The following is a 15692-nucleotide window of genomic DNA, read 5'->3' as shown; positions in this document are numbered from 1 at the left end:
TTTAGATGCTCGTATGTATTCTGGCCTCAACCAAACTCAGCCTCAAGCAGAAGCCGCCGATGAGAACCAAGCCCGAAATTGCCAGGTCAATCCATTCCCCGTGTTCGCATCGCGCGGCATAGGCATTCAAGATGCCAGGCAGAACCAGGCCGCACAGCACGAAACCCGTTAAAAACACCAGCGCATGATCACCCAGAAGCAGGCGTTCGACCGACTGGGCCCCTAGATCCGCCATCGAGACCGACAGCAGATACGCGAGACAAACGACGAGCTCCGAAATGATAACGGCTAGGTCGATCGCCGCCAAGCGCGATAGAAGGTTCTTTTCCGGACGCCGCACGAAAAGCCCGTTCGAACACGCCATTACAAGCGCAATGCCCGTCGAGAGCGCTGACAGAAAGAACATCACGATGAGAAGCGGCGAATCCCACAGCGGAACCGCTTTCATGGATTGCAGGAAAACGCCCGTATACGCCATGACGAACAACGCCGCCGCAAACCCCACCGCAAGCGCGATGGGCTTCGCCCGCCGAACCGCCGCAGGCAGCGAGAAGAACCGTATGATCGCCAAGTACGCCACGCACAGGAGCAGCGCCGTGAGGGAGAACGTGCCAATGCTGATGTACGACGTGGTCGGCCTCGTGAAAAGCAGAAACGCGATCTCGGGGCGCCCTAAATCCGCGAGCAGGCATATCGCCCCCAGGGCCAAAACGACAAAGGAGACGGCATATCCCCTTTTCAGCAGGCAATCGAGATGACGACCCTCCGCAAAACCCGACTCGGTTGCACGCAAAGAGCCACCAGCATGTCCGTACTTGAAATCAAGCAGGGCGAGAACGGCAAAAGCACCCGCCCCGACACCGCCTAAAAACAAATATGCAACGATCAGCAGGCCCAAAGCCCATGCTCCCTTGCCCGTAAATCCGTCCTGTTCGCCATAGGATAGCACATTGTCGCACGACTATTGCGATGGACGGACATCGGAGCTATGGAGCAATACCTATCCAATCGACTAAAATTGGATAGGGGGGTTTCCGGGCTCGCAGAAATAAAGATCGAGGTCGGTAAGTCCGAGCGTTTTTCGAGAACGAGCACGATCGTGCTGCAATTACAGACCCTGCCGAACTCAACAGAATTCAAGCAGATCCAACGGTCGGTACGATGATTTACAGATGAACATCGTTCATCTGCAGGCCAAGGCGAGTTTTGGTAGTTTTTTGTCTCGCCGATAGCAAAAACTGCAATATAATAACTTCTCTTTCGCAGGTCAAAATAATATAAGGTGATACTTTATTGATAACAAACTGCCAAAACTCGCCTTGGCCTGCATTTCAATCCGTTCGTGAGCAAGAAAGCCAACGAACGAAGCCGCATCCCAGCTTTTCATGCTGAGACGCGGCCCAAGGCAAGTTCCCGCAGCGAATCGAACAATTGAGGTGTTCCAGCGAAACGGCATGCGATTCCGCAGCCTTGCGACAAGCAGCTGCTTAAGCCTGCTTGTACACGACGTACGTTTCCTTAACCTGCCCATTTGCATCAAAAGCCGCAATTTCTGCTGCGCTTTTGAATTCAAGATCGTCGCCTTTGTAACCGTAGTTGCTGTTGTTCATCGTATACATGTATCCGTAGATGATGCCACCCTCGTCGGCGCTCTTTTCCTGAGCGTCCACCAATTCCTGTGCGGCAGCCTTGCATTTGTCGAGTTCTTTCGGATTCCACAGACGGTCTCCACCGAGCGGTCCAAGCATTTCATCCTCCTTACCGGTAGTTTGCAGTAATCACATGATACGTACCCGCAGTGAAAAATCGCCGAGATCAGGCCAACGGAAACGGGACGCAGCGCAACGAATGCGAGACGCCCCGATCTCCCCGCCGCACGATCGGGGGTTTATCCTGAGCAGAAGACGAAGAGCGATCGGGAGAAAGGATATCCATGAAGTACACCGTTCGCGCCCGCGAGGGAGAAACCCAAACCATATCGGTGCAGCTCGATGCGACCGAGGTAACAGAGCGCCTGCGAACCTTTTACATGGCAGCCGCCCAAAATGCGGGGCTTAAGCCCGCGGCAGGACTGACCGCCAAACAGCTGGTCGAACAAGAGCTCGACCACGATGAAATCGGCCGTTCGGCCAGTGAAACCGTAGCGTCGAGGACCGCCCCTGCCGTGCTCGACCAAGCCGGCGTCGACATCATGGGCGTGCCGAATTACGGATGCTACGGCTACGCCGAATCAGGAAAGACGTTCGCCTTCGACATCGTCGCAACCGTCAAACCGAACATGGAACTCGATTCGTACGGACCTGTCGCCCTACCCGAAATCGACAGCGAAGTGGACGAGGGGGATATCGACGATTTCGTATCCAGCGTGGCGCGCTACCACCCCGACAGCGTCGCGGATGAATCCACAAACGAGGTTGGCGCCAACTCTCTCGTGTCGCTTGCCATGGAAACCTGGCGCGAAGGAAAGCGCGTCGATGGACTCTGCTTCGAAGAGCGCGAGTACCAACTGGGGAAAGGCGATATGCCAGAAGGCTTCGACGAAGGGATCCTCGGTGCGCGCGTCGGCGAAACAAGAACCGTTGAATTCAGCGCACCTGTTCCCAACCGCAGATCAAGGGGCGTCTTTCCCGTTCGGTCGTACACGGCGACGGCCACCGTCAAAGCCATTCTGAAGCAAGTGGAGCCAACGATCGACGACGCATGGGTTGCGCGAAACATCACCGCATGCGCTTCGGTTGCGCAACTGCGCGAGAAGGCCCGCCGGGAACTGCAGCAACAGGCGACAGAGCAATCGCACGGCTATCTGCTGTACCGCGCCGCAGATGCGGTATCGCAGCGCCTGACCGAACCGGTTCCCGATTCCGCATTCGCCTCCCACTACGCCGAACTGCTGCAGGGATTTCGCGGGGAGCTCGTTTCGCGCGGCATAACCGAACAGGATTACCTGAGCGAAAACAACATGAGCGCCGACGAGTTGAAGCACCGCCTCATGAGCCAGACCCGCGAGCAAGTGCGACAGGGCCTGGCGCTTGATGCCATGGCGCGCCATCACGGCATCAAGATCACGCAATCCGAGCTGAAAGCCTACTTGGGCAAAACAAGCCAGGGCAACCCCGACGAAACGCTTGACGATCTCAAAGCCCACGGCGGTCTTCGAAGAGCCGAAGAAGCCGCCCTTCGGGCGAAAACGAACGAGTGGCTCGTCGAAACGGCGCGACCGATCGAGGCCGAAGGCCCGAACGGGGCCGTCTAGCCCGACGAGCAAGGACGCCCTCCCACAGTTTTCGTTGGGGAGCCACAATATCCGACTGCTGTTCACGAATGAAAAGCTCCCATATGCTGTGAAACCGTAGAGCGAATCGAATGGAGGAAACTATGTGCTTCAGACCAGCAGCCGTCAATACCAACGTGATCGCCTGCCCCATGTGCGGTCATGAGAACCCCATCTCGGCAACGGTGTGCGAAGAATGCGGCTTCGCCGCAAGCGGCGCGGCGTCGCCGGGAGCGCCCGGCGCGCCCAAGGCCCCCGGTGCGCCCGGAGCCCCAAAAGCACCCGGGGCTCCCAAAGCCCCTGGAGCCCCCAAAGCACCCGGCGCACCCAAGGCCCCAGGCGCGTAAGCAAGGCAAACGGGCTGCCGCACGGGCGGAGCGCGCATTGCACGGCACCGCCTTCCAATCACATCGCCCGCAATCGAAACGCGCCATGCATCTCGCGCTCCCGCTGCCTCCAGCGGGAGCGCGATTGCTTTTGACAGGCGCCTACGAGCGCCTCAGACAAGCATGCGGACGCAGGAAAGGCCGCTCGCGAGCTCGGCATCTGCCGCCTGCGCATCGCAATGCCTCCCGAACAGCCGAATCTAGTCGCAGAGCGTGTAATACCCCTCGTCGGCATGCGCACGGTAAAAATCGTTCAGAATCTGCATGAGACCGGTAAAGCAATCGGATTCGAGATCGGCCTCCATGCCGATGAACCCGATCTCCACCTCGTAGGAGTGCTCCATATCGCGCAGAACGAACCCCGTCTCCTCGGCCATGGTGAGCGAGGCGATGGCGGGAAGGAACGAAACGGCCGAATCGCATTCGACCATGCGCTTGCGCAAGGAAAAATCGGAACTCGATAGCACTATGGCCTCGCGTCCGAAGCGTTTGGACAGAAGGCTGTACAAGTACGTGTTGGTGGAAACCAGATGTTTCGAGACGATATCGTCGTCGGTAAGCGCATCTTTCCCCGCCAGCGAAGATTGCGCGTTCACCATGACCCGATCGTAGGTCTTGAGGTACGGGCGGTACTGATAGCCCTTCTTCTCCAGATCGTCGATGCCCCCCACATTGGAATTACGATCCTGGTTGAAGAAGCACACGAGTCCGATGATGGGGCAAGCGTCTGAAAGCCCGTTGGCGTTGCTCGCCAAAAGATCGTGACGGATCTGGGAGTTCTGCGATTCGCGAAAATGGATCTCGCTCGATTCGAAAATGTAGTCTTTCGCCTCCTTCGTAAGAAAGGCGAGCATGGCGACGTTTTGGCATTCGAGCTGGATGGAGTGGGATCCCACTTGCTGCAGCTGGGATTTTGCTGCCGCGAACTCGAGCATCCCAGCGTAGCTCTCGATGATATCGGCAGCTTTGGGAACCAATTCCTCTCCGATGGCGGACAGGGTAAGCTTGTTGGAATAGCGGATGAGCAACTGGCATCCGAGCTCTTTTTCAAGCTCGTTCATCGCACGGCTCATGCCCTGGGGCGAAATGAAATTCAGCTTCGCCGCCCTGGTGATCGACTTGGTTTTCGCAACATCCAAAAAGTAATGCAGATACTCGATGTTCACGGAGCCCCCTATCCCGCATTAATTCGGCTGAACCGCGATCATTATATGGCAAAGAGGATATCCAAGGGGTGCGGATTCAGCTCCCCCTTGCCCGAAACGATGGCTAAACGGAATGCCAATCGATATTTCCACCAATCTGAACTGCGTATACGAAAAGCGGGTACAGCAAATTGTTGTGCTTCGTCAATGAAATGGGAAGCCGGAAGGAGCCCCCACAAAAACAGGGGGCAGCCCAACGGGTCGCTTATTTTCACCGCTCGCGTTGATCCATACACTCGCTGTGGGGGATCGAATCGAAGCTTTCGTGCGCACGGGAGGTTCGGGTTCAGGATCGCTCATCCAAGCAGGACGGCGCATCGAACGGCCAACCGCGCCATCCGATCGCTTGGGACAAAAAGAGCAGAAGACGAAGAAAGTAGGAGGAGCATGAAGACGTCTGACAAGACAATCTACAAGAACATGTCGCTATGTTCTTTCGGCAACGGCGCCAATCTCACCGCTGTCGACTCCAAGGACGGAAAGATCGTTCGTATGCGCCCCGTGCATTACGACGAGCATTACACCAAAGAGGATCTCAATTACTGGACCATCAACGCGAAGGGCCACACCTTCGAACCCGGCATGAAGACGCTGAACTCCCCGTTCACCTTCATTTACAAAACCCGGACGTACTCCCCGAACCGCATCCCCTTCCCGCTCAAGCGCGTCGATTGGGACCCGAACGGAGAACGCAACCCCCAAAACCGCGGCAAATCGAAATTCGAGCGCATCAGCTGGGATGAGGCAACCGACATCATCGCCGCGGAAATCGTGCGCATCGACGAGACCTACGGCCGCAACTCCATCTTCTGCCAGGGCGACGGCCACGGCGAGACCGGCTCCATCCACGGCCCCCACGGAACCATGGCGAACCTGCTCGACATGACCGGCGGCCTGACAATGCAGGCCCGCCAGCCCGATAGCTGGGAAGGCTGGTACTGGGGTGCCAAGCACGCCTGGGGCAACGAGCCTTTGGGGCAGAACACCCATCAGCACAACCTGTTCAAGGATATCTCCGAGAATTCCGACGCCGTGCTGTTCTGGGGCTGCGACCCCGAAACCACGCCGTGGGGATGGTCGGGGCAGCAAGCAAGCCGCCTGTGCTTCTGGTTCACCGAAATCGGCGTGAAGCAGATCCACATCGCCCCCGACGTGAACTACGCGAATGCCGTTCACTCCGACATGTGGATTCCCGTGCTGCCCAACACCGATGCCGCGCTGCAGCTCGCCATCGCATACGTGTGGATGACCGAGGGAACCTACGAGAAGGAATACGTGGAAACCCACACCGAAGGCTTCGACTGGTTCGAATACTACGTGCTTGGCAACGAGGACGGCATCCCGAAGACCCCTGAATGGGCCGAAGAGAAATGTCACGTGCCCGCCTACCGCATCAAGGCGCTCGCACGCTACTGGGCTTCGCACAACGTATCCATCGGCCACTGCAACGGCGGATCCTACATCCGCTCCTGCTACTCCCACGAACCCGCCCGCCTCGAAGTGTATCTGCTTGCCATGCAGGCTGTCGGCAAGCCGGGTCGCAACCAGGTCAAGTTCATCGAATGGGCGCTCATCGGCATGGATTCCTTCAACCCCCTGCCCCCCGGATACTTCCTGCCCGAGGTTCGCGCCTGCTACCACGGATCGGTGCTCGGCGAGCTTCCCGCCTCGTTCATCCCCAAGACGCTCGTGCCCCAATGCATCACCGTCAAGCCGGGCGAAAAGGTGGAATGGTACGGCCACACCACAAGCCGCCACCACCGCACCGACCAGTTCAAGAAATTCCAATTCCCGCAGGACGGCGATCACGGCATCAAGATGATCTGGTCCGATTCGCCCTGCTGGTCGACCTGCTGGAACGGCGGCAACGAATTCCAGGATGCCCTCCTGAACCCCAACCTCGAGTTTTTCCTGGTCGAGCATCCGTGGATGGAAAACGACACCCTGTTCGCCGATTTGATCCTGCCCATCTCGACTACCCTCGAGTTGGACGACTTCGGCGTCGATACGTATTCGGGCCAGTTCAATTCCATCATCTGGGAACAGCACGCCTGCGACCGCCAGCACGAATCGCTTTCCGATTACGAAGCTGTACTCGAGGTTGCCAAAAAACTGCAAACCTACGGCGGCATCTACGAGGATTGCGCAAGCCACCTTTCGGGCGATATGACCGTCGAGGAGTGGCAGGAGGTCGGATACCAGGGATCGGGCCTGCCCGAAGAGGAGCAGGATCTCGAACTCATCAAAAAGCAGGGCTACCAGATGCTTCCCACCCGAGAGGGCTGGGACCAGGAACCCGCCGGCATGATCGAATTCTACGAAGATCCGCAATCAAACCCCATGGAAACCCCCACGGGCAAGATCGAATTCTATTCGACGGGACTCGCCAACTTCTTCCCCGACGACATGGAGCGCCAGCCGGTTGCCAAATGGATCGAGGAGTCCGAAACCCATCATGAGCGCATCAGCTGCGACCGCGCCAAGGACTATCCCTTCCTGCTGGTTTCCAACCACCCGCGCTGGCGCATCCATGCCAACTTCGACGACTGCCCGTGGACGCGCGAGATCGAAACGTGCAAAGTCGTCGGCGTTGACGGCTACGCGTACGAACCGGTATGGATCCACCCGACCGACGCGGCCGAGCTCGGCATTGAAAACGGCGATATCGTCGAGGTGTTCAACGAACGCGGCACGGTTCTGGGCGGAGCCTACATCACCGAACGCGTAATCCCCGGCGCCGTTCTGCAGGATCATGGCGCCGAGACCGATCCGATCGTAACCGGCGTGGGCGGCATCGACCGCGGCGGTGCGAACAACCTGATCGCACCGAGCGCCACCTCGTCCAAGAACGCAGCCGGAGAAGTTACGGGCGGCTTCTTGGTGGGCGTGCGCAAGTGCGACATCAACGCTCTGATGGAACAGTACCCCGCAGCCTTCGAGGCCGAGCACTACACCATCGAGACGGGCACCAACGTCTACGACTATTTGCAGGAGGCTTAAGAATGAAAACTATTCTGTTTGACGCCAGCCTGTGCAACGGCTGCTACGGTTGCCAGATGGCTTGCAAAGACGAACACTGCGGCAACGACTGGAGTCCCATCGCCGCCGAACAGCCCACGACGGGCCAGTTCTGGTGCAAGGTCGAGCAGGTCACCCGCGGCAAGCTCCCCGAGGTGAAGGTGCAGTACACGCCCGTTATGTGCGGGCACTGCGAAAACGCGGCCTGTATGGAGGCCGCAACCGACGGAGCCGTATACCGTCGCGAAGACGGCTTGATCATCATAGACCCGGTGAAAGCAAAGGGTCAGAAGGCCATCGCAGAAGCATGCCCCGCCGGCGCCGTCTACTACAACGACGCACTCGACATTCCCCAGAAATGCACGGGTTGCGCGCACCTGATCGACGACGGGTGGGAGGTCCCCCGCTGCGTCGACGTATGCGCAACGGGCGCCCTGACCTACATCGACGAGGAAGACGTGCCCGCCGAGGCGGTGCCCATGCCCGCCGCAAGCGAACTCCATCCCCATGTGCATTACATGAACGTCCCCAAGCGCTGGATCTACGGCGTGCTGGTTGACCGCTCGATAAACGAGGTTGTGATCGGCGCAACCGTAAAGCTTCTCGATGCCGAAGGCACCGAGGTCGCACGTATCGCCACCGACGAGTTCGGCGAGTTCCGCTTCAAGGAGCTGGACGAGCAGGCATACACCGTAACCGCCTCCGTCGATGGCTACGAAGACATCGCGCTCTCGGCCGATGCAACCGACAAGGATGTCGTTTTGGGCGACATCTTCCTGAGCGCCGTTGCATAAGCGCTCGCAGGGGCTCCCCCGCGGCGCGCACAACCGCGCCGCGGGGTTCAAAGACAAGCAAAACAGGAAGGGGTAACAATGGCTGAAGCAGCCAAGAGCAACAAGGTTCTCTTCAAATGGATCTGGATCGCCGTTGCCATCGTTTTAATCTTAGTGGGCCAGTTCGGCCCGCTGTGGTCGCCCGAGCTGAGCCGCGCGGGGCAGACCGCCATCATGGTCTTGCTGGCGGCGGTTGTCATGTGGGCGACCGAAGCGCTGCCGCTGCCCATCACATCGCTCGTGATGGTGGCTCTGTGCGGGTTTCTGGGGATAGCGGCCTACAACGATATCTGGGCCGCAACGTTCACGAGCTCTCTTTGGATGTTCGTCGGCATCTTCGGATTCACGACGTTTCTCGGGGTATCGACGTTTCCCCAACGTCTGATAGCCATGGTCGTCCGAATGGTGAAAGGCAACATCAATCTGGTCATTCTGGGCTTCATGGTCATCTCCGCCATCATTTCGATGGTCATGTCGAACATCGCTCTGACAGCTATCATGATGGGCTTCGCCGCTTCGCTTCTGCGCGCAGCCGGCGCGAGGCCGGGCGAATCCAACATGGGCCGTTGCCTTGCGCTTGCGATTCCCTTCGCCGTCATGTTCGGCGGATGCCTTCTGCCCTCCGGCACGCCCATCAACGTCGTCGTCCTCGGATTGGCCGAAAGCGCCTGCGGCGTCACCATCACGTTTGCCGAATGGTTCGGCTACACCATCATCCCGGTTGCACTGAGCCTCGTAGCCTGTTGGATAATCCTCATCAAGGTATACAAACCCGAGCCCTTGAGCCAGGAGACCGTCGACAAGTTCCTGGGAGAGGTTTCGGCTCTGCCGCCGATGGATTTCAAAGAGAAGTTCAACATCGGCGTTTTGCTGGTTGCGTTGGTATGCTGGATTGCAAGCTCCTGGATTCCCGTGCTGAACACCACGTTCGTCGCTCTCATCGCGCTCGGCCTGCTGTTCTTGCCCGGCACCTCGATGATCACCACGAAGCAGTACCGCTCTGAAAGCCCTTGGGACATTCTGCTGATGATGGCGTCGATCAACGGCATCGTCGCCGCCATGTCCGCCGCAGGCTCCGTCGCATGGATCGTCAACATGCTCCTCGGCGTCACCTCGGGCATGAGCTTCGTCATGCTGTTCATGGTCATCAGCGTCGTGTTGGCCATCGTGCACAACTTCTTCCCCTCGGGCCCTGGCCTTGCAGCCCTCGTAACGGCCCCTGTCCTGGGCCTCGTGGCCGCCGTCGGTGGAAACTTCACCGCGACCATCCTGATGCTGGCCCTCTGGTGCGCTCTGTGCTTCCTCGTCCCCCTCGACTCGGTGCTGCTCGTATCCTACGCGGGCGGGTACTACAAGTTCAACGAGATGTGGAAGGGCGGCCTGCCCGTCACCATCGCAACGATGGTGTTCTTCAGCGTGTTCCTGCTCGTCGTTCCTCCAATGGTAGGAGCCATGTAAAACTCTGTTTGCACGCCCTTTCCGGGCCCTGCGGATGCGCAGGGCCCGGGAGCAGCCGAACCGAAGAGGGAAAACCCTGATTGCATTTTCGTGCGGCTGCACAGGGCTCCATTTACGATTTGGGGGTACATCGTGTCTGAAGTTCTCATGCGCGCTTCGCTGCGCCCGCGCAACGTGGCGTGCATTCTCTTGGCCGTCGCCATCATAGCCGCAACGGCGCTCGCCCCGCCGACGGCCGGCCTCACCTACGAGGGCCGCATGGTGCTGGGCATTCTAGGGGCGGGCATTCTCCTGTGGGTCACCGAATCGCTGCCGCTACCCGCAACCGCGCTGCTCATTTTGGTGATGATGCCGATCATGGGCGTGTGCACCTTCGATGAAGCGTACGCCAACGCCATGGGCTCCACGGTGTTCTTCCTCATGGGCACCTTCGCGTTCACGGTCGCGCTCGATGCCACCACCATCCCCACCCGCATAGCGGCGTTCGTACTCAGATGGTCGGGCACCGACACCAACAAGATGCTACTCGGCTTCATGTGCGCCACAGCCTTCCTCTCGTTTTTCATGTCGGATGTTGCCGCCTGCGGCGTGTTCATCTCGGTTGGCAAGCGGCTGCTCGAGCTCAACGAAGCCGAAAAGCTGAAATCCCCCATGGGCAAAGCCATGATGATCGCCATTCCCTGGGCATCGTATGCGGGAGGCTGCGCAGTCATGACCGGCAACGGCTGCAACGTGATCACCGTAGGGTTGTTCTCGTCGCTGTTCGGCGTGAACATGAACTTCATCGAGTGGTCGATGCTGGGGTTTCCATTCTGCGTCATCATGCTGTTCTCGTCGTGGTTCATCATCACGCGGTTCTTCAAGCCCGAACCCATCACGCAGGCGTCTATCGACGCCACGATGGCGGAGGTCTCCGACATGGGCAGGATCAGCCGTCCCGAAGTGATGACGATCGTCATCATCGCGCTAGCAATGGTTTTTTGGATTCTGAGCTCGTGGTTCAGCTTCCTGAACACCGCCATGATCGCCATCTTCGCCATCGTCTTGCTTTCCGTTCCAGGGTGTTCGACTTTGGAATTCAAGGGGCTTGTATCACGCATGAACTGGGGTGTGCTGCTCATGATCATGTGCATCTTGTCGGTCGCGCATTTCGTGGTTGCCACCGGAGCGGGTGACTGGATGGTTGCCGCCGTCGTGGCCGCACTGCCCGAAAGCTGGAAGGTTCCCGTCGTGGTGCTCATCGTGCTTTCGACGATCGGCGCCATCGTGCACAACATCGTTCCCGTGGGCCCAGCTGTAGCGGGCATCCTCGCCTATCCGTTCGGCGTTATCGCGGGCGACTTCGGCATCAGCATGTACTGCATGCTGATGGTGGTGGCCTGGCAGGCTTCGCTCGCTTACATCCTGCCGCTCGACTGCGTGCCCATACTCACCTATTCGACCGGATATTACAAGATGTCCGACATGGTGAAGGTCGGCTGGATTCCCACCGTGCTGCTCGTGGTTCTGACATCCACGCTTCTGCCGGCCCTGTGCATGCTGTTCGGATTCGCGTAGGGAATCGATGCGCAGATAGACCCGATGCGAGCCCGGCGGATGCTTCGTCGGGCTCGCCGTCTGCACGCGGCGCAACCCTTCGCACCCCGCGAGATGTTCGTCGCAGGCGCCCGCACCGTCCATTATCGCGGCATTGCGCCTAGCCCGCCTTTTTCTCGAGAAAGTCGAACACCGTGTCGAAGTAAAGGCTCGGGTCGGTTTGCGCCGAAAGAGCGTGTCCAGCCCCCGCAACGACGAGCAGCCGCTTTTCGGGCGCCCTGCACGCTTCGAACAGCTCGCGGGCCATGGATGCGGGAATGAACCCGTCGCTCGATCCATGGATGAACAGCGTGGGCGTTATGCTCTTCTTCACCTGCTCGAGAGCCGATGCGTGCTTGATGTCGTAGCCTCCGCGCGCTTTGAGCATGATGCGCGCATCATCGACGACGGGATGGCGCGGCAGCCCGAAGAGCTTCTTCACCTGGCCGGCGAGCATCGACTGCAAATCGGTGAAGGCGCAATCGGAAACGACAGCCTTCACTTGAGCGGGGATAATTTCGCCCGATGCCATGCATGCCGCTGCCGCCCCCATCGAAACGCCGTGCAGAACGATCGAGACGTCTGCGCCGAAGCGTCCGATCAGATAGTCGATCCACAGCAGAAGATCGCAGCGGTCCGTCCACCCCATGCCGATAAGATCGCCGCCGCTTTGCCCGTGGGCGCGCAGGTCGGGAGCAAGCACGTTGTACCCATGCGCAGCGTAGCGCGCACCCAGGTACTCGACGTCGTGGTGGGAGTTGGTGTAGCCGTGCACGAGCAGAACCCACCGATCGCTCGGATCCGATGCCGGGTAGATGAACCCCGAAAGATCGAACGCATCGCTTTCGTGCGCACGCGCCGCACCGCATATGCCCCCTTTCGCAACGCCCGTCGAAGCGCGAATGCGTACCTGCTCGACATCCGTGCGCTCAAGCCACGCATCCCGTTTTGCAAAAAGCATGCGCCGATTCTGCTCGACGGCATCGCGCACGTCGGAGGCGACCGATCCGTTCGCCAGATCTCCCCCGATCCGATCGCGTCGGCGCATGCGACCGGTCTTGCCATCCTTGCCCGGTACGAGCGCATAGTCTATGCATGCGTTGCCGATGGCAACCACCGATGCACCGTAGAGCGCTGCAAGCGCAGCGCCGCATGCCGCAACGATTCCCGCCGTTCTCTTCATGCCCATCACGGCCTCCTATCTGCCGACGAACGCCTTTCTGCAAGCGCGGTACAGCTGGATAAAGAACGTCGGCGCGAACGCCAAGGCGACGATTGCGCCGACTTGTCCCATCGTAACATCCGCAACCTGGATGAGGGGATGGAGAAACGGAACAAACAGCACCGCCGCAAGCAACAAGACGCCCGCACCGAACGCCATGAGCGTGTAGGGGTTGCTCAGAAGGCCAAGGTGCATGATGGTCGCATCGCCGCGGCAGTTGAACCCGTGGAACAGACGTGCGAGCGAAAGCGTAGCGAACGCCATCGTCATGGCAACCGCTTCGCCCGACCCGTTAAGTCCGATGAAAAACGCGGCGATGGTGGCTGCGGCGATGAGCAAGCCTTCCGATCCGATCTGCCCGAGCAGCGTGCGATCGAGAATGGGCGCTTTCGGATCGCGCGGTTTCTGGTCGAGCAGATCGTCGTTTGCGGGCTCCATGCCGATGGATATGGCGGGAAGGCTGTCAGTCAGGAGGTTGATGAACAGCAGGTGCACGGGGGCAAACGGCGCCGGAAGCGCGGCGATGGATGCGAACAGCACGCAGATGATTCCTGCCATGTTGCCCGAAAGCAGAAAATGCACGGTGTTTTTGATATTGGCGTACACCGCCCGGCCGTTGGCAACGGCCCGCACGATGGTGGCGAAGTTGTCATCGGTGAGAATCATCGATGCCGCATCCTTGCTCACCTCGGTTCCCGTGATGCCCATGGCCACGCCGATGTCGGCTTTCTTGAGGGCAGGGGCATCGTTTACGCCGTCCCCCGTCATGGCCACGATGTTGCCGCGACGCTGCCAAGCCGACACGATGCGAATCTTATGTTCGGGAGAAACGCGCGCGTACACCGCTACGAAGGGAAGCACCTCGTCGAGATCCGCTTCGCTCATCGCATCGAGCTCGACGCCGTCGACCGCGATCTCGCCCTCGTCCATGATGCCGAGCTCGCGGGCGATCGCCGAAGCGGTCACCTTATGGTCGCCCGTAATCATGACCGTGCGGATGCCCGCCCCCCTCGCATCGGCTACCGCAACCACCGCCTCGGGGCGAGGCGGATCCATCATGGCCGCAAGACCCACGAACACGTAACCATCCTCATCCTCGACCGAAAGATCGCGAACGGCATCGAGGGGGCGCATGGCGAACGCGAGCACCCGAAGCCCATCTTGGGAAAGCCGATCGTTCACGCGCAGAACCTCCGCCTTGTCGGCCTCGGTGATGGGCTTGGCGCCGCGCGCCGTAAGAATGGCGCTCGAGCGACCGAGCAGCACGTCGAGCGCCCCTTTGGTAAGCAGCAAAGGCTCGCCGCGCAGCTCGTGAAGCGTACTCATGAGCTTGCGATCGGAATCGAAAGCCAGCTCGCGCAACCGGGGGTGTTCGGCGCGGTAGGCCATCTCGTCGATAGCGAGGCTGTCGCCGATCTGCACGAGGGCGACCTCGGTCGGATCGCCGAGCGCCGCACCCGTCTTTTCATCGGTCGTCGCATCGCTTGCCAGCAGCCCTATTTCAACAAGCTGGCGCTCGGGCTCGTCTGCGAGATCGATCTCTTCAAACGGCACCAAGCGCCCGTCGACGTAGATCATCTGCACGGTCATTCGGTTCTGCGTCAACGTTCCCGTCTTATCGGAGCAGATCACCGAAACGCTCCCCAGCGATTCCACTGCCTTGAGGTCCTTGATGATCGCATGCTGTTTGGCCATCTTCTGCGTTCCGATGGCGAGAACGATCGTCACGATGGAGCCGAGCGCCTCGGGAATGGCGGCGACCGCGAGGGCTACGGCGAACATGAGCGAATCGACAATCCCCATGCCGCTGCGAAACACCGAAAGCAGGAACACGACGACGCAGACGATCGCAACCCCGATGGCAAGCTTGGCCGAAAAGGCGTCGAGGCTTTCCTGCAGCGGGGTCTTACGCTCTTTCGTTTCGTTCATGAGCGAAGCGATTCTACCGATTTCGGTAGCCATGCCCGTCGCCGTGACCACGGCGTATGCGCGCCCGTAGATCACAAGCGATCCAGAAAACACCATGTTCTCCCGATCCCCGATCGCCACGTTGTCGCCCTCGATGGGAAGCGAGTTCTTCTCGACGGCAGAGCTTTCCCCCGTCAGCGCGCTCTCGTTGACCTTGAGCGAGAAGCTCTCGACGATGCGCCCGTCGGCTGCGATCAGATCGCCCGCTTCGAGCACGAGAAGATCGCCGGGCACGACCTCGGATGCCAAAATCTCGACACGCTCGCCTCCGCGCATGACGCGTGCTACCGGAGCGCTCATGTCTTTCAGACTTGCAAGCGATTGCTCGGCTTTCACCGTTTGCAGGGTGCCGAGCACGGCGTTCAACAGAATAACGGCAAAAATGACGATCGTGCTTTCGACGTGACCGGACGCGAGGGATATGCCCGCCGCTGCGATGAGCACTATGACGAGCAGGTCTTTGAACTGCTCGAAGAACACCGACAGCACGCTTTTCTTCCCCGCATCGACAAGCTGATTTTCGCCGAAGCGGGCAAGCCGTGCGGATGCCTCCTCAAAAGAGAGTCCATCCAGATTCGATCCCTGTCTTTGCAGTGCTTCCTCCGCCGTCAAGCGAAACGGCTGTACTCCCATCGGATGCTCCTATCGTTGCGGCCTGCCTGCCGAGCTTTTCATCTGGAAACGGCGCCGTTTCCGAGTTCGGCGATGCGGCGCGCTTCCGCATGCTTGCCTTTTTCCTTCATCGAAGCGTATCGC

11 protein-coding genes are annotated in these 15692 nt (G+C 59.5%); 6 read left to right on the top strand and 5 right to left on the bottom strand.

Annotation, left to right across the window (positions count from 1 at the left end):
* Nucleotide 1: 1 nt before the first annotated feature.
* Nucleotides 2-898 carry an NrfD/PsrC family molybdoenzyme membrane anchor subunit gene (nrfD, locus tag C1719_RS06625; RefSeq protein WP_180963507.1) on the bottom strand — a complete coding sequence of 299 codons (897 nt, stop codon included), beginning with the start codon at nucleotides 896-898 and terminating at the stop codon, nucleotides 2-4.
* A gap of 589 nt (nucleotides 899-1487) precedes the next feature.
* A complete protein-coding gene (locus tag C1719_RS06620; protein WP_102374387.1) occupies nucleotides 1488-1748 on the bottom strand; it encodes a hypothetical protein in 261 nt (86 codons plus the stop codon).
* Nucleotides 1749-1933: 185 nt separating this feature from the next.
* Here C1719_RS06620 and C1719_RS06615 point away from each other — a divergent pair, with 185 nt between their 5' ends.
* Entirely contained in the window at nucleotides 1934-3253 is a 1320-nt protein-coding gene (locus C1719_RS06615; RefSeq protein ID WP_102374386.1) for a trigger factor, read from the top strand.
* Between the two features lie 122 nt (nucleotides 3254-3375).
* Nucleotides 3376-3618, top strand: coding sequence for a hypothetical protein (locus C1719_RS15875; RefSeq protein ID WP_146007859.1), 243 nt, complete (start codon nucleotides 3376-3378; stop codon nucleotides 3616-3618).
* 239 nt (nucleotides 3619-3857) lie between these two features.
* Here the strand turns inward: C1719_RS15875 and C1719_RS06605 are convergent, their stop codons facing one another.
* Nucleotides 3858-4823 carry a LysR family transcriptional regulator gene (locus C1719_RS06605; RefSeq protein WP_180963505.1) on the bottom strand — a complete coding sequence of 322 codons (966 nt, stop codon included), beginning with the start codon at nucleotides 4821-4823 and terminating at the stop codon, nucleotides 3858-3860.
* Nucleotides 4824-5249: 426 nt separating this feature from the next.
* Here C1719_RS06605 and C1719_RS06600 point away from each other — a divergent pair, with 426 nt between their 5' ends.
* The 4 genes from C1719_RS06600 (at nucleotide 5250) to C1719_RS06585 (ending at nucleotide 11728) form a co-directional block, all read left to right on the top strand.
* Nucleotides 5250-7862 carry a molybdopterin dinucleotide binding domain-containing protein gene (locus C1719_RS06600; RefSeq protein WP_102374383.1) on the top strand — a complete coding sequence of 871 codons (2613 nt, stop codon included), beginning with the start codon at nucleotides 5250-5252 and terminating at the stop codon, nucleotides 7860-7862.
* A gap of 2 nt (nucleotides 7863-7864) precedes the next feature.
* Nucleotides 7865-8674 carry a 4Fe-4S dicluster domain-containing protein gene (locus C1719_RS06595; protein WP_102374382.1) on the top strand — a complete coding sequence of 270 codons (810 nt, stop codon included), beginning with the start codon at nucleotides 7865-7867 and terminating at the stop codon, nucleotides 8672-8674.
* A gap of 78 nt (nucleotides 8675-8752) precedes the next feature.
* Nucleotides 8753-10171, top strand: a complete 1419-nt coding sequence (locus C1719_RS06590) for an SLC13 family permease (RefSeq protein WP_102374381.1) — start codon at nucleotides 8753-8755, stop codon at nucleotides 10169-10171.
* A 132-nt stretch (nucleotides 10172-10303) separates the two neighbouring features.
* Nucleotides 10304-11728: an SLC13 family permease gene (locus tag C1719_RS06585; RefSeq protein ID WP_146007858.1), complete on the top strand. Its 1425-nt coding sequence runs from the start codon at nucleotides 10304-10306 to the stop codon at nucleotides 11726-11728.
* A 139-nt stretch (nucleotides 11729-11867) separates the two neighbouring features.
* On the opposite strand, the gene C1719_RS06580 is transcribed toward C1719_RS06585, so the two are convergent.
* Together C1719_RS06580 and C1719_RS06575 are read right to left on the bottom strand one after the other, a co-directional pair.
* Entirely contained in the window at nucleotides 11868-12935 is a 1068-nt protein-coding gene (locus C1719_RS06580; RefSeq protein WP_102374379.1) for an alpha/beta hydrolase, read from the bottom strand.
* A 9-nt stretch (nucleotides 12936-12944) separates the two neighbouring features.
* Nucleotides 12945-15569 carry a cation-translocating P-type ATPase gene (locus tag C1719_RS06575; protein WP_102374378.1) on the bottom strand — a complete coding sequence of 875 codons (2625 nt, stop codon included), beginning with the start codon at nucleotides 15567-15569 and terminating at the stop codon, nucleotides 12945-12947.
* Nucleotides 15570-15692: the final 123 nt, after the last annotated feature.

This window comes from Raoultibacter massiliensis (assembly GCF_900199545.1).
GTDB classification, from domain to species: domain Bacteria; phylum Actinomycetota; class Coriobacteriia; order Coriobacteriales; family Eggerthellaceae; genus Raoultibacter; species Raoultibacter massiliensis.
Note: the sequence above shows the minus strand (reverse complement) of the source record. Positions and strands in the feature narration are given on the sequence as shown.

Coding starts and splice junctions, on each gene's coding strand:
- C1719_RS06620 (WP_102374387.1), bottom strand. CDS start 1,748: ATGCTTGGACCGCTCGGTGGAGACCGTCTGTGGAATCCGAAAGAACTC.
- C1719_RS06615 (WP_102374386.1), top strand. CDS start 1,934: ATGAAGTACACCGTTCGCGCCCGCGAGGGAGAAACCCAAACCATATCG.
- C1719_RS15875 (WP_146007859.1), top strand. CDS start 3,376: ATGTGCTTCAGACCAGCAGCCGTCAATACCAACGTGATCGCCTGCCCC.
- C1719_RS06600 (WP_102374383.1), top strand. CDS start 5,250: ATGAAGACGTCTGACAAGACAATCTACAAGAACATGTCGCTATGTTCT.
- C1719_RS06595 (WP_102374382.1), top strand. CDS start 7,865: ATGAAAACTATTCTGTTTGACGCCAGCCTGTGCAACGGCTGCTACGGT.
- C1719_RS06590 (WP_102374381.1), top strand. CDS start 8,753: ATGGCTGAAGCAGCCAAGAGCAACAAGGTTCTCTTCAAATGGATCTGG.
- C1719_RS06580 (WP_102374379.1), bottom strand. CDS start 12,935: ATGGGCATGAAGAGAACGGCGGGAATCGTTGCGGCATGCGGCGCTGCG.
- C1719_RS06575 (WP_102374378.1), bottom strand. CDS start 15,569: ATGGGAGTACAGCCGTTTCGCTTGACGGCGGAGGAAGCACTGCAAAGA.